A 14438-nucleotide genomic window follows, 5' to 3' on the forward strand; every position below is an offset into this window, starting at 1 on the left:
TCCGAAAATCAGGTACCGGCAGGGACCGCGAGGTTAGCGGCGCGCATACGGTCTATGATGCGAGGCATGGCGCCAGCCACCGCCGCTCGCCCGGCCTGTTGGCCATAAGCGAACATTTCCCGCGTGATGGCCGGAGTCTCGCTTGTCATCTTCAGGCCCACAGGCGACTCGTAAAATGCGATGATCGCCTCAAGCTCGTCTGCTGAGAAATGCGCCAAATAGACTGAACGTGCATGAGCGACGAGGTCGGGCGTCAGGCCAGCGAATATCGACAGAAACTGTTCTCGCAAGATCGCTTCAATTTCCTGCTCTTTACCAACATTCGCCCTGACCAGCGCCGGCAGCAAGGCATCGATGATCTGAGGCCCCAAGGCGTTCATTTGATTTGCGACACCGGTTACTGACAGAAGCTTGTCGACAGCCGCGGCAGCGCGGGGGTCAGCCGGCTTGATATCAGCCGGTGCCGAAGCCACGGGCGATTTTGCCGCATCGGCAAGGCCCGCCGACACGGAATGGGCCGCTGCGAGCCACGCAATAGCTGCAATGATCAGTATCGGCCGCATCATGCCGCCACCTTCTCGGCCTTCGCCTTCGCCTTGAGATAAAGATGCATCCGCTCCGCCACGTCGCGGCCGTCGCGGATCGCCCACACGACGAGGCTGGCGCCGCGGACGATGTCGCCCGCCGCGAAGACGCCATCGACCGAGGTCTGCATCGTCTTGTGATCGACCCTCAGCGTGCCCCAGCGCGTCACCGACAATTCGGGCGAGCCGAAGGCCCCCGGCAAGTCCTCCGGATCGAAGCCCAGCGCCTTGATCACCAGATCGGCCTCCAGCCGGAACTCGCTGCCGGGATCGGGCTCGGGCGTACGGCGGCCAGAGACATCGGGCTCGCCGAGCCGCATCCTGATCGCGCGGACGCCCGACACCGCCTCCGTGCCATCGAAGCCCTCGGGCGCGGAGAGCCAGACGAACTCGACGCCCTCCTCCTCGGCATTCTTCGTCTCGCGCTGCGAACCCGGCATGTTGGCACGGTCGCGGCGGTACAGGCACTTCACCGAGGCCGCTCCCTGCCGGATCGCGGTGCGGACGCAGTCCATCGCGGTGTCGCCGCCGCCGATGACGACGACATGCTTGCCCTTCGCGTCGAGCCCGCCCTGGTCGAACGCCGGCACGGCATCGCCAAAGCCCTTGCGGTTGGAAGCGGTGAGATAGTCGATCGCTTCGACGATGCCGGGCGCGCCGACACCCGGCGCCTTGATCGCGCGCGGCTTGTACACCCCGGTCGCGATCAGCAGCGCATCATGCTTCTGGCGCAGTTCGGCGAGCGAAGCGTCACGGCCCACCTCGAACCCCTGGTGGAAGACGATGCCGGCATCGGCCAGCCGCTGGACGCGGCGCATGACGATCGGCTTCTCCAGCTTGAAGCCGGGGATGCCATAGGTGAGCAGGCCGCCGGCGCGATCGTGCCGGTCGTAGACATGCACGCCATAGCCGCGCGCCCGCATCAGTTCGGCGACGGTCAGCCCCGCGGGACCGGCGCCGATCACGCCGACCGACTGGCCCTTCGCCGGGCCGACCTGGACCGGCTCGACCCAGCCGCGCTCCCAGGCGGTGTCGGTGATATATTTCTCGACCGAGCCGATCGTCACCGCGCCATGGCCGGAGAATTCGATAACGCAATTGCCTTCGCACAGCCGATCCTGCGGGCAGATGCGGCCGCAGATCTCGGGCATGGTCGAAGTGGCGTTGGACAACTCATAGGCCTCGCGAAGCCGCCCCTCGGTGGTCAGCCGCAGCCAGTCCGGAATGTGGTTGTGCAAAGGGCAGTGCGTGGAACAATAGGGCACCCCGCATTGGGAGCAGCGCGACGCTTGTTCCCCGGCCTTGGCATCGGCGTAGAGCGGCGCGATCTCGCCGAAATCGGCGACACGCGATTCCGCGGCGCGCTTCGGCGGAAAAGCCTGCCCGACATTCACGAATTTCAACATCGGCTCTTCAGCCATGACGATTTGCCCTCCGGTCCGAAGGCGCAAATCTCATAAATGCCAGCTCAAGTCACGCGCGTTTCGTGCAATGAGTCAGTAATTATGACCTAATTTCTGTGGAAATCGACGCGGCGGCTGAATATCTGTACATCTTTTGAAGATTATAAGTCCGTATCGGACCTATCTAAAAAGCAACCATATCAAGGCGATGGAGCCCACAATGATCCGATACCAGGCAAAGGGCGCGAAGCCGTGGCGGGTGACGACGTTCAGGAACCAGCGGATCACGGCGATGGCCACCAGGAAGGACACGACGAAGCCGATTACGATCGCCATCGTCTGCGAATCGTTCAGTTCATGCCGGGCCTTCCACAGCGCAAGCGTGGTTGCTCCCAGCATGGTGGGGATGGCCAGGAAGAAGCTGTATTCGGCCGCGGTGCGCCGCTCGACGCCGAGGGTCAGCGCGCCCATGATGGTCGCACCCGAGCGGCTGACCCCGGGGATCATCGACAGGCACTGGATGAAGCCGATGCCCAGCGTGGTCTTGAGCGACATGCCCTCGACACTGTCGCAGGTCGGGTGCTTCACCATTTTCTCGATCGCCAGAATGGCGATGCCGCCCAGGATCAGCGCAACCGCGACGACGATCGGCGCGTTGAGCATCGCCTTGATCGCGCCATAGGCCAAGGCGCCGATCACCGCCGAGGGCAGGAAGCCCACGGCCACATTGCGGGTGAAGCGGATCGCCCCCGGATCGCGGCGGCCGAGCCCGGCCAGCACCGCCGCGAAACGCTGCCGATAAAGCACCACCACCGCCAGGATCGCGCCGAGCTGGATGACGATGTCGAAGGTCTCGGTGCCCTGCGGCACCTGCATCACCTCCCCGGCGAGGATGAGGTGCCCGGTCGAGGAGACAGGCAGGAACTCCGTCAGCCCCTCGACGATGCCGAGGAGGACGATCGACAGCAGCGACATTTCCATGCTGGGTTCAGGCCGCGGTCTTGGTCTGCGGCGCGAAACGGCCGTGCGGGCGATAGCGGACCAGCCAGGCGGGGGCGACCGCCTCCATCGGCGTCGGCTTGATCCCGAACGCCTCCAGCCCGCTGGCGCCGGGCGAAACGACATTATCGGCCTGGAGCATCAGCCACTGGTCACGGGTGATCGGCGCGCCGGGCAGCGCGCCCGCGACCGTCGCCAATATGCCGCCGATCGCATCAGGCACCGGGATGAAGGTGGGATTATGGCCGGTTGCGTCGGCTAGCCGTTGGTTGAGGCCGGCCATCGTCACCACCTCGGGGCCGCCCAGTTCATAGGTTTTGCCGGCATGCGCATTCGGATCGAGCGCCGCCGCCGCGATCGCCCTGGCGACATCGGCGACCCAGACCGGCTGGAACTTCACATCGCCGCGCAGCACCGGCACGAATGGCATGGCGAGCATCCCGGCGAAGCGGTTGAGGAAGCCGTCCTCCTGCCCGAAGACGATCGAGGGACGGATGATCGTGGCGTCCGGAAAAGCCGCGCGCACCGCCGCCTCCCCTTCCCCCTTCGACCGGCCATAGGCCGAGGCGGATTCGGGATCGGCGCCGATCGCCGAGACATGGACGAGCGCTCCCGCCCCCGCCGCCTTCGCGGCAGCGGCGACATTGGCCGCGCCCCGGCGATGGATCGCGTCGAAATCGCCCTTGAGGATTCCGACCAGGTTGATCACCGAATCGGCGCCGGCGACCGCATGTTCGACACTGGCGACATGGGTGACGCTGGCGGGCAGGAACTGGGTCTGCCCGAGGCCGCCGAGCGGCTTCAGGAACCAGGCGTCGGACGGATCACGCTCGGCAATGCGGACCCGGGCACCCGCCTTGAGCAGTTCCTGCGCCACATAACGGCCCAGAAATCCCCCCCGCCGAAGATCGTGACAAGACGGCCCATTTCCCAGATTCCCTCGATGAGTGATTTTCTCCGCATTGCCCTGCACGGAAGCTGTTGACAAGGCACGATCCTCACCGCTATCCGCCCGGCCTCCGAACCTGATGCCCAGGTGGTGGAATTGGTAGACGCGCTGGCTTCAGGTGCCAGTGGCCGCAAGGCCGTGGAGGTTCGAGTCCTCTCCTGGGCACCAATGGCCTTTCCGGCAACGTCCGGAAACGTCCACCAAGCGGCTGGTTTTCCAGCATTTTTTCAGAGAGAATCGCCGAATGGAATCCGGGTTCATCCACCCGGAACCATCGGCATACCATCAACTTTGATGGTGTTTTTGATGGTTCCGGCGAGCCCTTTGGAGCTGGCACCATCATGGCACTGAATCACATCCAGATCACCAACGCTAAGCGTCGGGACAAGGCCTACAAACTGGCCGATTCTGACGGGCTGTATCTTTTCATCCAGCCGAACGGCGCGAAGCTTTGGCGCATGAACTACCGGCACCTCGGCCGGCAGAAGACGCTCTATTTCGGCGCCTGGCCCGAAGTGGGGATCGCGGCGGCACGCCAGCAGCGTGACAAGGCGCGGGAACAGATCGCAGCCGGTCTCGACCCCGCCGCCGAGAAGCGGATCGAAACCCTCGCGCGCAAGGTTGCCGCCGACAACACCTTCAAGACCATCGCCGAGGAATGGGTAGCCAAGAACGAACGGGAGGGGCGCGCGCCGATCACGCTCGACAAGATTCGCTGGCTGCTCGGCATGACCTACCCAATGATCGGCACTCTACCGATCTCCAAGATCACGCCGCAGGAGGTCCTTGCCGTCCTGCGCAAGGTGGAAGCGACCGGCCGCTACGAGAGCGCCCGGCGGATGCGCAGCGTGCTCAGCCGGGTGTTCCGATACGGTATCGCGACCGCACGAGCCGATCGCGATGTCGCGGCCGACCTGCGCGGCGCCCTCATCACGCCGAAGGTCCAACACCTAGCGGCGATCACGACGCCGAAGGAGGCTGGCGGGCTCCTTCGCGCAATCGAAGGATATACCGGTCACGAGATCACCGCCATCGCGCTTCGGCTGTCACCGCATCTGTTCGTGCGACCGGGCGAACTGCGCAGTGCTGAATGGACGGAGTTCGATACGCAGGGAGCAGTTTGGTCGCTCTCGGCAGAGAAGATGAAGATGCGGCGGCCGCATCGGGTGCCGCTCTCGCGTCAGGTGCTCGATATGCTCGAAGAGCTCCACGCTTTGACGGGCGATGGGCGATTTCTCTTTCCGTCTTTCCGCTCGCCAAAGCAGTGCATGTCGGAAAACACCGTCAACGCGGCGCTTCGACGGCTCGGCTACAGCCAGGAAGAAATGACGGCGCATGGCTTCCGAGCGATGGCCGCGACCCTGCTCAACGAGATGGGGATCTGGAATCCAGACGCCATCGAGAAGCAGCTCGCTCACCTCGATACCTCAATGGTCCGCCGCGCCTACACCCGTGGCGAGTATTGGGATGAGCGCGTCAAGATGATGCAGCATTGGTCGGACTATCTGGAGCAGCTACGAGACGGCGCAAAAATTCTTCGTCCGCACTTCGGCGTCCGACGTTAGCTCGCTAGCGACCGGGGCAGTTGCGAGGATACCATGACGAGCGATCTCGACCGATATGAAGCCGCGAAGAAGGCGTTGGACGGATTGATAGCCGAGATCGCTCAGACGTCCGTGCGCGCCGCGCACGACATCGGCGTTGAATTTGACGTCGATGATCCTCGGGTTGCCAGGTGGCTCATGCTGACCACATTTGAAGGCATGTTCATGTCGTCCGCGAAGACCACGTCGCGGGATTTGCTGGCGATGGCTGAGAAAGCTTCGGAAGGCGAAAGCAGGCGCACGCCTCGCAGGAAAAAGAAAGGCGAGCGGCAGCGACCGCTTGTGACATGGGATCATCTTGTCGCTTGGGCGGATGCCGACGTGGCGGAAAAGCCATTTATCCGCCCGTCAGCGCCTTGAGGCTTTTGTATGGGATCAAGGTCGATCGGCCGACCTTGACGGTTTCAAGATCGCCAGACTGGATAAGCTCGTAAAGGCGCGAACGGCTGATACCGGTGAGTTGAACCGCAGTCGATATTCGGACTGAAAGAGGCTCGATGACGACGGCGTCAGACTGCCGCTCTGTGAGGCGGGTCATATCTCACCCCCGTCCTCTATTGCGCGTGAAGCTTCGGTCGCTGTCCAAAAAAGCGGCGAGCATCGCTGGGATCAGTTCGACCACCGGCTCGTCGCGGCCATAGGTACTGGCGTAGAGCGCTGCGTATTCGGTGAGTGCTAGATGCAAATCCGGCATGACCGAGATGTTGAGCTTCACCGGATTGCGATCCGGAAGCTGGGGCAGCTTGAGGTCAGCCATTTCAACGCTCCTTCTCGCGCCAAGGCGCGAGGATGAGATCTTTGTGGACGACAAGCCGGACCGTTGCGCCGGGCCGGATCGCGATCGTCGGCTGGATATTGAGATTGCGCGAGGTAAGCTGATCGCCGGCGCGCGACACATTCTGCTGCGTCGACTCCCGGATCGCCTGGACGAGGTCGCTCTCGCCAGACACCGTCAGCTGCGATCCCACCCCGAGCAATGTGGACAGCGCCACACCCTTGAGCAGTGCCCAGGTGTGAAAATCGACCTTGTCCTGAAGGCCAGCGTAGCCCGACGCGTCGGTCGCCGGCACGTTGTCGATCCGGAGCGAACTGCCGTCCGGAAACATGATCCGCTGCCAGACGACCAGCGCGCGCTTCTGACCAAAAGCCACGACGCTGTCGTAGCTGCCGATCAGCCGCGAGCCTTGCGGAATGAGCAGTATGCGGCCGGTCGGGCTGTCGAACACCGGACTTGTCACCTGCGCGGTAACGAGGCCGGGCAAGTCGGACCGAAGACCCGTGATCAGGCTCGCCGAGATCACGCTGCCCGCCGACAGGAGATACGGCGAAGGTGCAGCGGTCAGTGCGTGCGGATTGACATCACCACTTTGATCGAGTGTGCCAACGAACTGAGCCTTCCGACCCTGCGCGTTCGGATCACGATCCGGATCGAGTGTCGGGCTGGCAGCGCCTGTCGGAGCCGGGGCCGGAACGGCCGCTGCATCGGTCTCCGCCGTTGGCGGCGGTGCCGAACGTCCCTGCACGAGCACACCCGATTCTCGCGCGGCTTTCAGTTCTGCGAGCCGACGTTCGGGCTCCTGCGCTGCCGCTTGGCCGGCGGCATCGACGCTCGAACCGGTCTCCGCAGCCATCTGACGCTGGTGCTCGAGGATCGGGCGACCGAGGTCTCCCGGCAGCGGCGGGCCGAGCTTCGGAACATCGCCATAGGTCGACGGCAGGCCGTTCAGCGAGTCTGTCGATGGCCGATTGCTCGGCTCGGACAGTTCCTGCCGATCGGCCACCGTGCCGAACACGCGCGGCTTTAGCGCGACCCAGGCGACCGCCATCAGGCTGATAGAACCCAACGCAGCAATGGCGACGATGACGCCCCGGCGAAAGCGGATGGCGCGCGCCGGTCTTGCCCGGATCGCCAGTGTCTCCGGATCCACTTTCGGGGCGGGCGCAATAACAGCCTCGGTCATGCGCGCTTGCCCTTCCGGGCCGGATGGCCGTCGACAACGCGGTCAATGCGAACGATCTGCTGCTTTTTCGTGCCAAGCCGCAACTCGGCGGCGTCGAAGATCCGGTCGACGACATAGTAGCGACCACGGACGCGATAGTTGACCAACTCGGCTTCCCCGGTCGGGCCGACGACGAAAAGTGGCGGAGCCTCGCCAACCGCAATGCTGGCGGGGAACTCGATGAAGGTCTGCCGCCCGTCGTCGAACGCGCGGAGCGGCCGCCATGCCGGCTGGTCACCACTGACCGCGTAGTTGAAACGCAGGTTGTCGACCGTGAGCCCTTCCGAGACCGGCGCCGCTGCGGCAGCCTGTTCGGCGGCCCGTCGCAGGGCGATCAGCTGGTCGGCCGGATAGGTCCAGGACAGCGCGGCCATCGCGGTGCGCGACGTCGCGGTGAGCTGGAGGTGATAGCTGCGCCGATCGGTCGTGATGACGAGGTTCGTCGCAAGCCCCGAGGCGAACGGCTTCGCCAATATGTGCGTCCGCTTGTCTGCACCGGCCCCGCTCGTCGTGTCGCCGATGACCCAGCGCACCGTGTCGCCGGCTGCGACCGCTATGAGATTCTCTCCCGGCTGAAGGGCAATATCGGTAACGGCGCCGGGCGCCGTGTAGACCTGGTAGATCGTGCCGTCGGAGAAGGGATAGACCTGCACGGCATTCACGAAAGCCTGCGCCGTCGGTTGCTGCGTCGCTGCGCGATTGGCGGTTGCCACTCGCGCCACCGCCGGACTGACTGGCTTTCGGACCCGTGCATGACGGACGGAGGGTTTCGGGGCGGATTGCTTGTCGGCGGCGGCAGGCGCTGCCGGCGACGGTGCCGCGGTATTCTGGGCGGCGGCGGAGGTGGCGCAAAGGGCCAATGCCGATACGGCAAGGATCATCTTCATGGACGGGTCTCCGTGCTGGGCTGCGCGGGCGCAGCGAGGTTGGGATCGAGCGGCGATCCGAGCGGCAGGGCGGGCACCGTCGGCGTCGAGATCAGCGGCGCTGATGGGCGCGGCTGCGATGGCGGATCGAGCTCGCGGCTCCAGTCGACCGCATCGACATAGACGCCGAGCGGATTCCTGCGGAGCGTGTCGGCATCCCTCGGCGGCTTCATCGCCACCGTGAGGATTGCGGTCCAACGGGATGTGCCGGCTTCCGCGCCACGCTCATAAGCCGTTTCGGCCCATTTGACCTGGAACGAGCGATCGGATGCCCGCACCACGCTGGTGACCTGCACTGACACCGTCTTCTCGCCGATGCTGGCGAAAGGGTCGGCGCCACGCGCATAGTCCCCAAGGAACTGGGCGCCCCGCTTGGTGGTGAAATCATAGGCTTCGAGCCAGTTCTGGCGCGTCAGGACCGGATCGAGCGACCGCCCCCGGACATGAGCGATGAAGTGCGAAAGGTGCCATGCGATCTGCGGGTCGGTCGGATGATAACCGGCCTCGGCTTCGGAGACGGCGTGCGCCTCACCGAGCCGGTCGACCTCGACAACGTAAGGCGTCACCCGGCTCTGCGTCGATTGCCAGACGACGCCGGCGGAGAGGCCCCCGGTCAGTGCCAGGCAACCGAAGGCCATCAGCCGCCAGTTTCGTGCCTGCACTCGTGCGGAGCCGATGCGTTCATCCCAGACCTGGCCGGCGCGCTGATAGGGCGTCTCGGGCTCCGGGGTTCGTCCATAGCGCTGGAGGGCGCGCTTGAAGATCATGAGTCGTCCCTTTCCTTGATATCGGGGGTTGCGGAGGCGCCGCCGCGATCGCCCTGCTGGAGGGTGTGCAGGGCAATCTGGCGGTGGTGACGGGCCGTCTGCTGATTGCGCATGGCGCGTGCCCAGCCGGGGGCGCCGTCGTCGGTCGCAGACTGCGACGCGCCATCGCCGGCCGTGCGGTTGAGCGCGTTCCACGCGGCGGCGCGACCTTGCGACGCCGCCTCGCGAAGACCGAAGGCGTTGGAGACTCGATCGCGTGCGGCATTACCGGCTGCGCGCGCCACGCCGCTCATTCCGGCGCCCATCGTCGGTGCTGCGGCGGTTTCCTTGCCAAGCGTATAGGCGGCCGAGGCGGCCGATCCCATCGAAGTGCCGGCGCGGACCGCGCCGAGAGCAGCGCCGCCCAGGGCGCGCGCGCCTGCCACGGTCGCGCCGCCGGCAAGCATGGTGATGCCCGCCGCACCGACGGTGGTACCAAGCGCGGCCCCGGCCCCGAGCTGCGGCGCGCCGGAGACCAGGCCGGACGCGATGCCGGGACCGAAGATGCCCAGGCCGAAGATCGTCAGGCTGGCGAGTGTCAGGCTCATGGCCTGCGCGATGTCTGGTTCCTGCCCCTGCAAGGCGCTGGTGAACTCGGTGAAGAAGTTCGAGCCGATGCCGACGATGACGGCGAGCACCATGACCTTGATGCCGGACGACACGACATTGCCGAGCACGCGCTCGGCAAGGAAGCTGGTCCGGTTCCAGAGCGCGAACGGCACGAGGATGAAGCCGGCCAGCGAGGTCAGCTTGAACTCGATAATTGTCACGAACATCTGCACCGCAAGGATGAAGAAGGTGATGATCACGATCGCCCAGGCGAAAAGCAGCACGGCGATCGTCAGGAAATTGTCGAAGAAGGTCGTGAACCCCATCAACTGCGACACCTGCTGGAGCAGCGGCCACGCGGCCGAGAAGCCGGTGCCGGCAAGTCGCCCGGGCTTGAGAAGATCGGCGGCGGTCAACGTGCCACCACCGGCGGTGAGACCTGCCTGCGCGAACGACCGGAAGATGATGTCGCCGAGCGTCGAGAAGCTGTTCAGGATGAACGCGAACGTGCCAATGTAGAGGATCTTCTTGAGGAAGCGGCCGATGACGTTGTCCTCGCCGCCCATCGCCCAGAACAGCCCGGCAAGCGTGATGTCGATGCCGATCAGGGTGACGGTCAGGAAGCGGACGTCGCCGCCGAGCAGCCCGAAGCCGGCATCGATATAGGTGATGAACGCCTGCATGAAGCGATCGATGACATTGAGATCATTCACGTCGGACAAGTCCTGCAAGAGGTGGGATGCCGCGGGGCGAGACCGGGGGAGCGAAGCCCCGCCCCGCGGCGGACGGCGGCGGGAGGCGGACCGCCACCGCCCCGACCGGCGCGCCTACTGGGGGGTGTAGGAGGTGCCGGAACCGAGAAACTTCTTGGTCGCCGCCTGCGCATCGATCTGCGCCTGCGCCTGCCGCGCGCGCTCGATCGTCTCGGCGCGATACTGGGCGGCCATCATGTTCTGGATCTGGAACTGCTGCTTGGCGCTGAGCGCGAGCAGCTGGTTGGTGGCCTGCTGCGCTTGCAAGGATCCTTCGGCACCTTGGCTTTTCGCGACCAGCGAAGACAAGGTCTGGGCATCGGCCGCGACGTTTTCGGCGACCTGCGCCTGCACAGTCATCGTGTGCTGGTAGGCGGTCATGGCGGTATCGAGGCGAGAGCGCGCAGCAACGACCTGATCGTTCATCCGCAATGCCTGGCCGAAGCTCTGCGGGAAGAGCTGGTGGAACTGCTGGTCGAGACCGGAGACCTGGAGCCGGATGCCCTGGGCTTGCCCCATCAGGCGATCGACCTGCTGCAGCGCCTGGGTCAGCGCCTGCAGCTCGGGGAAATCGATCGTCGCCAGGTTCTTCGCCTGGTTGATCAGGCTCTGCGCCTGATTCTGGAGCGACTGGATCTGGTTGTTGATCTGGGTCAGCGTGCGGGCCGCGGTGAGCAGGTTCTGGCTGTAGTTGCTGGGATCGAACACGGTCAGCTGCGCATGGGCCGGCGTGGTCGTCAGGCTCAGGCCGACGGCGAGCGAACCGATGGCGCTCATGCCGAGCGCGCTCGCGATCAGGTATTTGCGGGTGAGGAAACGCATCACTTTACTCCTTATGCTTGGGGAGCGGGGAAATCGGGAAGAAGGTCGGCGGCCCAGCCGAGGCCGGCACCGACGAGGAAGCGCGCGGCGAAATCCACCTGACCGCCCTCGGCGATCATCGCGTCGATCCGCGCCTGGGTGGCCGGATCGGAGGCGCCGCAAAGCGTGAGCGCGACCGGCCCAAGCCCCAGCTCGAACAGCCGGTTGCCGCGCGCCGATTGCAGATAATATTGCCGCTTCGGCGTCGCGCGGCTGACAAGCTCGATCTGGCGGACGTTCAGCCCGAACCGCTCATAGGCCTCGCGACTCTGCGGCTCGATCGCACGGTCATTGGGCAGCAATATGCGCTGCGGGCAGCTCTCGATGATGGCGGGCGCGATGCTGCTCGAGGCAATGTCAGCAAGACTCTGGGTCGCGAACAGCACCGCGACGTTCTTCTTGCGCAGCACCTTCAGCCATTCGCGGATGCGCGCGGCAAACAGCGGATGATCGAGGAAGATCCAGGCCTCGTCCAGGATCAACAGTGTCGGCCGGCCGTTGAACCGCTCCTCCAGTCGGTGGAAGAGGTAAGTCAGCACCGGCGCGACCACGCCGGTCTGACCCATCAGCGCTTCGGTCTCGAAGCACTGGACATCGGCGAAGGCGAGATGCTGTTCGGCCGCGTCGAGCAGCCGCCCATAGGGGCCGTCGAGCGTGTAGGCGCCGAGCGCGGTCCGCAGCGCATTCGACTGGAGCAGCAGAGTGAGGCCGGTCAGTGTCCGTTCCTCGGGAGGAGCCGAAGCAAGGCTGCCGAGCGCGGACCAGACCGCGTCCTTGACCTCGGGCGTAACGATCACTCGCTCGTGCGCTAGCAGCGCGGCGATCCATTCTGCGGCCCAGCTCCGCTCGGTGGCATCGTCGATCCGCCGCAGGGGCTGAAACGCCAGCGTTTCGCCGGCATCGGCCCCCAATCCGAGCGCGTGATGCGCGCCTCCCATCGCCAGCACCGCGGCGCGTGCGGAGAATCCCTTGTCGAAGATGTAGACCTGCGAGTCCGCGTATCGCCGGAACTGAAGCGCAATCAGCGCGAGCAGGACGGACTTGCCGGCGCCAGTCGGCCCGACCACGAGCATGTGTCCGACGTCGCCGACATGGGTCGAAAGGCGGAACGGCGTCGAACCCGCCGTGCTGGCGTGGAGCAACGGTGGTCCGTCGAGATGCGCGTTCCGCGCTGGTCCTGCCCAGACCGACGACAGCGGCATGACGTGCGCGAGGTTCAGCGTGTGGACGAGCGGCTGCCGGACATTGGCATAGACTTGGCCGGGCAGCGACGACAGCCATGCCTCGACCGCGTTCACGCCCTCGCGGATCGTCGTGAACCCGAGCCCGTTGACGATCCGCTCGACCTGCCGGACCTTGTCCTCGACCCGGCCGCGATCGGCGTCGGTCACCGTTATCGTCGTGGTCAGATAGCCGAATGCGACATGATCGCCGCCGAGGACCTGGAGCGCGAGATCGGCGTCGACCACCTTGTTGTCGGCGTCGGTATCGAGCAGCTGCGAGGGCTGGTTGTACATGATCTCGCGCAGCAGCGCGGTGATCGACTTGCGCTTGTTGAACCACTGCCGCCGCAGCCGGGTCAGCGCCTTGGTCGCATCGCTCTTGTCGAGCGCGATGAAGCGCGTGACCCAGCGATAGGCGAAATCCTGATGGTTGAGCGCGTCGAGGATTCCCGGCCGGCTCATGCTCGGAAATCCGAGAACGGTCAGCGTGCGGATATGCGTGTCGCCAAGCCGCGGCTCGAGACCGCCCGTCAGCGGGGTGTCGGTGAGCAGCGCGTCGAGATAGATCGGCGTCTCCGGGACGGCGACACGATGCTGGCGGCACGAAACGGTGCCGTGCAGGAACGTCAATGTCTCTGCGTCGTCGAGCGCTCGTACCTCGGGCATGAAGCTGCCAAGGAGATCGAGCGCGCGATCGCTCTCGACAATGAAGCTGGCGAGCGCGCCATGCCAGTCACGGCCTTTGTCAGCTTCGGGGCGTTCGACCAGCGATCTGCCCGCCGCCTCGGCGCTGTCCGGCGTCGGAAGCCAAGTCAGGGTCAGATAGTAGCGGCTCTCGTAATGCTCGCCCTCGGCAAGGAAGTTGGCGCGCCGCTCCTGATCGACCAGCCATGATGCCGGGTCGGGAAAGGCGCTGTCGGGATAGGCGGACGCTTCTCGCCGCTCCGCTTCGAAGAACAGCGCCCAGCCGGTGCCGAAACGCTTGAGCACGTTGTTGGCCCGCGCGCAGGCGGAGATCAGCTCGGCTTCGGTCGCGGATTCGAGATCGGGTCCGCGAAACCGGAGCGTGCGCTGGAAGCTGCCATCCTTGTTGAGGACGACGCCCGGCGCGATCAGTGCCGCCCAGGGAAGATGGTCCGCCAGCCGGTCCGACCGGTGGCGATATTCGGAAAGGTTCAGCACGCGAGATAGCCCCTCTGGCGAAGATGACGGATGAGGACGGGCGCGAAGTCCGGGTCGCGGCGCGCGGCGAACACGGCGATGCTGTGTCCGACAGCCCAGAGCACCAGGCCGGCGATCCATTGCTGGAGCCCGAGCCCGATCGCGGCGGCGACCGTGCCGTTGACGATCGCCAGTCCGCGCGGTGCGCCGCCGAGCAGGATCGGCGACCCGAGGCTCCCGTGGATGGGAGCCTCGAATCCTTCCAGATGTTGGCCGGCGCCGATCACGCGATCAGCGCCCCGCCGCCGAAGCTGAAGAAGCTGAGGAAGAAGCTTGACGCCGCGAACGCGATTGACAGGCCGAACACGATCTGGATCAGTCGGCGGAATCCTCCGCTGCTCTCGCCGAACGCCAGCGTCAGGCCGGTCACGATGATGACGATCACGGCGACGATCTTGGCGACCGGTCCCTGCACCGATTCCAGCACCTGCTGGAGCGGCTGCTCCCAGGGCATTCCCGACCCCGCCGCCTCGGCGGAATTGCTGATGGCGAGGGTCAGGCCGATGGCGACACCGACGAGAAAGGTGGAACTGCGGGACGGAATCTTGGCAAGCTGCATTG

General features: G+C 65.3%; 15 protein-coding genes, 1 tRNA gene and 1 pseudogene. 3 read left to right on the forward strand and 14 right to left on the reverse strand.

The window, feature by feature from the left end:
- Nucleotides 1-8: 8 nt before the first annotated feature.
- The 4 genes and pseudogenes from CMV14_RS15630 to CMV14_RS15645 form a co-directional block, all read right to left on the reverse strand.
- Nucleotides 9-566 carry a DUF2059 domain-containing protein gene (locus tag CMV14_RS15630; RefSeq protein WP_066968382.1) on the reverse strand — a complete coding sequence of 186 codons (558 nt, stop codon included), beginning with the start codon at nucleotides 564-566 and terminating at the stop codon, nucleotides 9-11.
- Nucleotides 563-2005, reverse strand: coding sequence for an NAD(P)-dependent oxidoreductase (locus tag CMV14_RS15635; RefSeq protein WP_066968384.1), 1443 nt, complete (start codon nucleotides 2003-2005; stop codon nucleotides 563-565). The genes CMV14_RS15630 and CMV14_RS15635 overlap by 4 nt, the downstream gene beginning before the upstream one ends.
- Before the next feature lie 162 nt (nucleotides 2006-2167).
- The gene (locus tag CMV14_RS15640; RefSeq protein WP_066968386.1) at nucleotides 2168-2968 is read right to left on the reverse strand and encodes an undecaprenyl-diphosphate phosphatase; all 801 of its coding nucleotides are present in this window, start codon (nucleotides 2966-2968) and stop codon (nucleotides 2168-2170) included.
- 7 nt (nucleotides 2969-2975) lie between these two features.
- Nucleotides 2976-3913: pseudogene (locus tag CMV14_RS15645) on the reverse strand (complex I NDUFA9 subunit family protein).
- Between the two features lie 103 nt (nucleotides 3914-4016).
- Here CMV14_RS15645 and CMV14_RS15650 point away from each other — a divergent pair.
- The 3 genes from CMV14_RS15650 (at nucleotide 4017) to CMV14_RS15660 (ending at nucleotide 5899) form a co-directional block, all read left to right on the forward strand.
- A tRNA-Leu gene (locus CMV14_RS15650) sits at nucleotides 4017-4103 on the forward strand.
- Between the two features lie 173 nt (nucleotides 4104-4276).
- The gene (locus CMV14_RS15655; RefSeq protein ID WP_066968389.1) at nucleotides 4277-5500 is read left to right on the forward strand and encodes a tyrosine-type recombinase/integrase; all 1224 of its coding nucleotides are present in this window, start codon (nucleotides 4277-4279) and stop codon (nucleotides 5498-5500) included.
- A 33-nt stretch (nucleotides 5501-5533) separates the two neighbouring features.
- Nucleotides 5534-5899, forward strand: coding sequence for a hypothetical protein (locus tag CMV14_RS15660; protein ID WP_066968391.1), 366 nt, complete (start codon nucleotides 5534-5536; stop codon nucleotides 5897-5899).
- Here CMV14_RS15660 and CMV14_RS15665 read toward each other — a convergent pair.
- The 10 genes from CMV14_RS15665 to CMV14_RS15710 form a co-directional block, all read right to left on the reverse strand.
- Nucleotides 5877-6077 (reverse strand): helix-turn-helix domain-containing protein, encoded by a 201-nt coding sequence (locus CMV14_RS15665; protein WP_066968393.1) that lies wholly within the window; start codon nucleotides 6075-6077, stop codon nucleotides 5877-5879. The two genes, CMV14_RS15660 and CMV14_RS15665, sit on opposite strands and share 23 nt — an antisense overlap.
- Nucleotides 6078-6080: 3 nt before the next feature.
- Nucleotides 6081-6296, reverse strand: a complete 216-nt coding sequence (locus tag CMV14_RS15670) for a DUF2274 domain-containing protein (protein WP_066968395.1) — start codon at nucleotides 6294-6296, stop codon at nucleotides 6081-6083.
- Between the two features lies 1 nt (nucleotide 6297).
- A complete protein-coding gene (locus CMV14_RS15675; RefSeq protein ID WP_066968397.1) occupies nucleotides 6298-7500 on the reverse strand; it encodes a TraB/TrbI/VirB10 family type IV secretion system protein in 1203 nt (400 codons plus the stop codon).
- Nucleotides 7497-8420, reverse strand: a complete 924-nt coding sequence (gene trbG / locus CMV14_RS15680) for a P-type conjugative transfer protein TrbG (protein ID WP_066968436.1) — start codon at nucleotides 8418-8420, stop codon at nucleotides 7497-7499. The genes CMV14_RS15675 and trbG overlap by 4 nt, the downstream gene beginning before the upstream one ends.
- 2 nt (nucleotides 8421-8422) lie before the next feature.
- Nucleotides 8423-9232: a conjugal transfer protein TrbF gene (gene trbF, locus CMV14_RS15685; RefSeq protein WP_066968399.1), complete on the reverse strand. Its 810-nt coding sequence runs from the start codon at nucleotides 9230-9232 to the stop codon at nucleotides 8423-8425.
- The gene (gene trbL, locus CMV14_RS15690) at nucleotides 9229-10533 is read right to left on the reverse strand and encodes a P-type conjugative transfer protein TrbL (RefSeq protein WP_066968439.1); all 1305 of its coding nucleotides are present in this window, start codon (nucleotides 10531-10533) and stop codon (nucleotides 9229-9231) included. The genes trbF and trbL overlap by 4 nt, the downstream gene beginning before the upstream one ends.
- Before the next feature lie 114 nt (nucleotides 10534-10647).
- Nucleotides 10648-11394, reverse strand: coding sequence for a P-type conjugative transfer protein TrbJ (gene trbJ / locus CMV14_RS15695; protein ID WP_066968401.1), 747 nt, complete (start codon nucleotides 11392-11394; stop codon nucleotides 10648-10650).
- An 11-nt stretch (nucleotides 11395-11405) separates the two neighbouring features.
- A complete protein-coding gene (gene trbE, locus CMV14_RS15700) occupies nucleotides 11406-13838 on the reverse strand; it encodes a conjugal transfer protein TrbE (RefSeq protein ID WP_066968403.1) in 2433 nt (810 codons plus the stop codon).
- Entirely contained in the window at nucleotides 13832-14104 is a 273-nt protein-coding gene (locus CMV14_RS15705; protein ID WP_083216078.1) for a VirB3 family type IV secretion system protein, read from the reverse strand. Before CMV14_RS15705 ends, trbE begins: the two co-directional genes overlap by 7 nt.
- Nucleotides 14101-14436, reverse strand: coding sequence for a TrbC/VirB2 family type IV secretion system protein (locus CMV14_RS15710; RefSeq protein ID WP_066968404.1), 336 nt, complete (start codon nucleotides 14434-14436; stop codon nucleotides 14101-14103). Before CMV14_RS15710 ends, CMV14_RS15705 begins: the two co-directional genes overlap by 4 nt.
- Between the last annotated feature and the right edge of the window lie 2 nt (nucleotides 14437-14438).

Origin of the sequence: Rhizorhabdus dicambivorans (genome assembly GCF_002355275.1) — a bacterium.
Lineage (GTDB): Bacteria > Pseudomonadota > Alphaproteobacteria > Sphingomonadales > Sphingomonadaceae > Rhizorhabdus > Rhizorhabdus dicambivorans.

Bases quoted from the DNA above. Each gene is read 5' to 3' on its own strand.
- CMV14_RS15630 (WP_066968382.1), bottom strand. From the start codon at position 566: ATGATGCGGCCGATACTGATCATTGCAGCTATTGCGTGGCTCGCAGCG.
- CMV14_RS15635 (WP_066968384.1), bottom strand. From the start codon at position 2,005: ATGGCTGAAGAGCCGATGTTGAAATTCGTGAATGTCGGGCAGGCTTTT.
- CMV14_RS15640 (WP_066968386.1), bottom strand. From the start codon at position 2,968: ATGGAAATGTCGCTGCTGTCGATCGTCCTCCTCGGCATCGTCGAGGGG.
- CMV14_RS15655 (WP_066968389.1), top strand. From the start codon at position 4,277: ATGGCACTGAATCACATCCAGATCACCAACGCTAAGCGTCGGGACAAG.
- CMV14_RS15660 (WP_066968391.1), top strand. From the start codon at position 5,534: ATGACGAGCGATCTCGACCGATATGAAGCCGCGAAGAAGGCGTTGGAC.
- CMV14_RS15665 (WP_066968393.1), bottom strand. From the start codon at position 6,077: ATGACCCGCCTCACAGAGCGGCAGTCTGACGCCGTCGTCATCGAGCCT.
- CMV14_RS15670 (WP_066968395.1), bottom strand. From the start codon at position 6,296: ATGGCTGACCTCAAGCTGCCCCAGCTTCCGGATCGCAATCCGGTGAAG.
- CMV14_RS15675 (WP_066968397.1), bottom strand. From the start codon at position 7,500: ATGACCGAGGCTGTTATTGCGCCCGCCCCGAAAGTGGATCCGGAGACA.
- trbG (WP_066968436.1), bottom strand. From the start codon at position 8,420: ATGATCCTTGCCGTATCGGCATTGGCCCTTTGCGCCACCTCCGCCGCC.
- trbF (WP_066968399.1), bottom strand. From the start codon at position 9,232: ATGATCTTCAAGCGCGCCCTCCAGCGCTATGGACGAACCCCGGAGCCC.
- trbJ (WP_066968401.1), bottom strand. From the start codon at position 11,394: ATGCGTTTCCTCACCCGCAAATACCTGATCGCGAGCGCGCTCGGCATG.
- CMV14_RS15710 (WP_066968404.1), bottom strand. From the start codon at position 14,436: ATGCAGCTTGCCAAGATTCCGTCCCGCAGTTCCACCTTTCTCGTCGGT.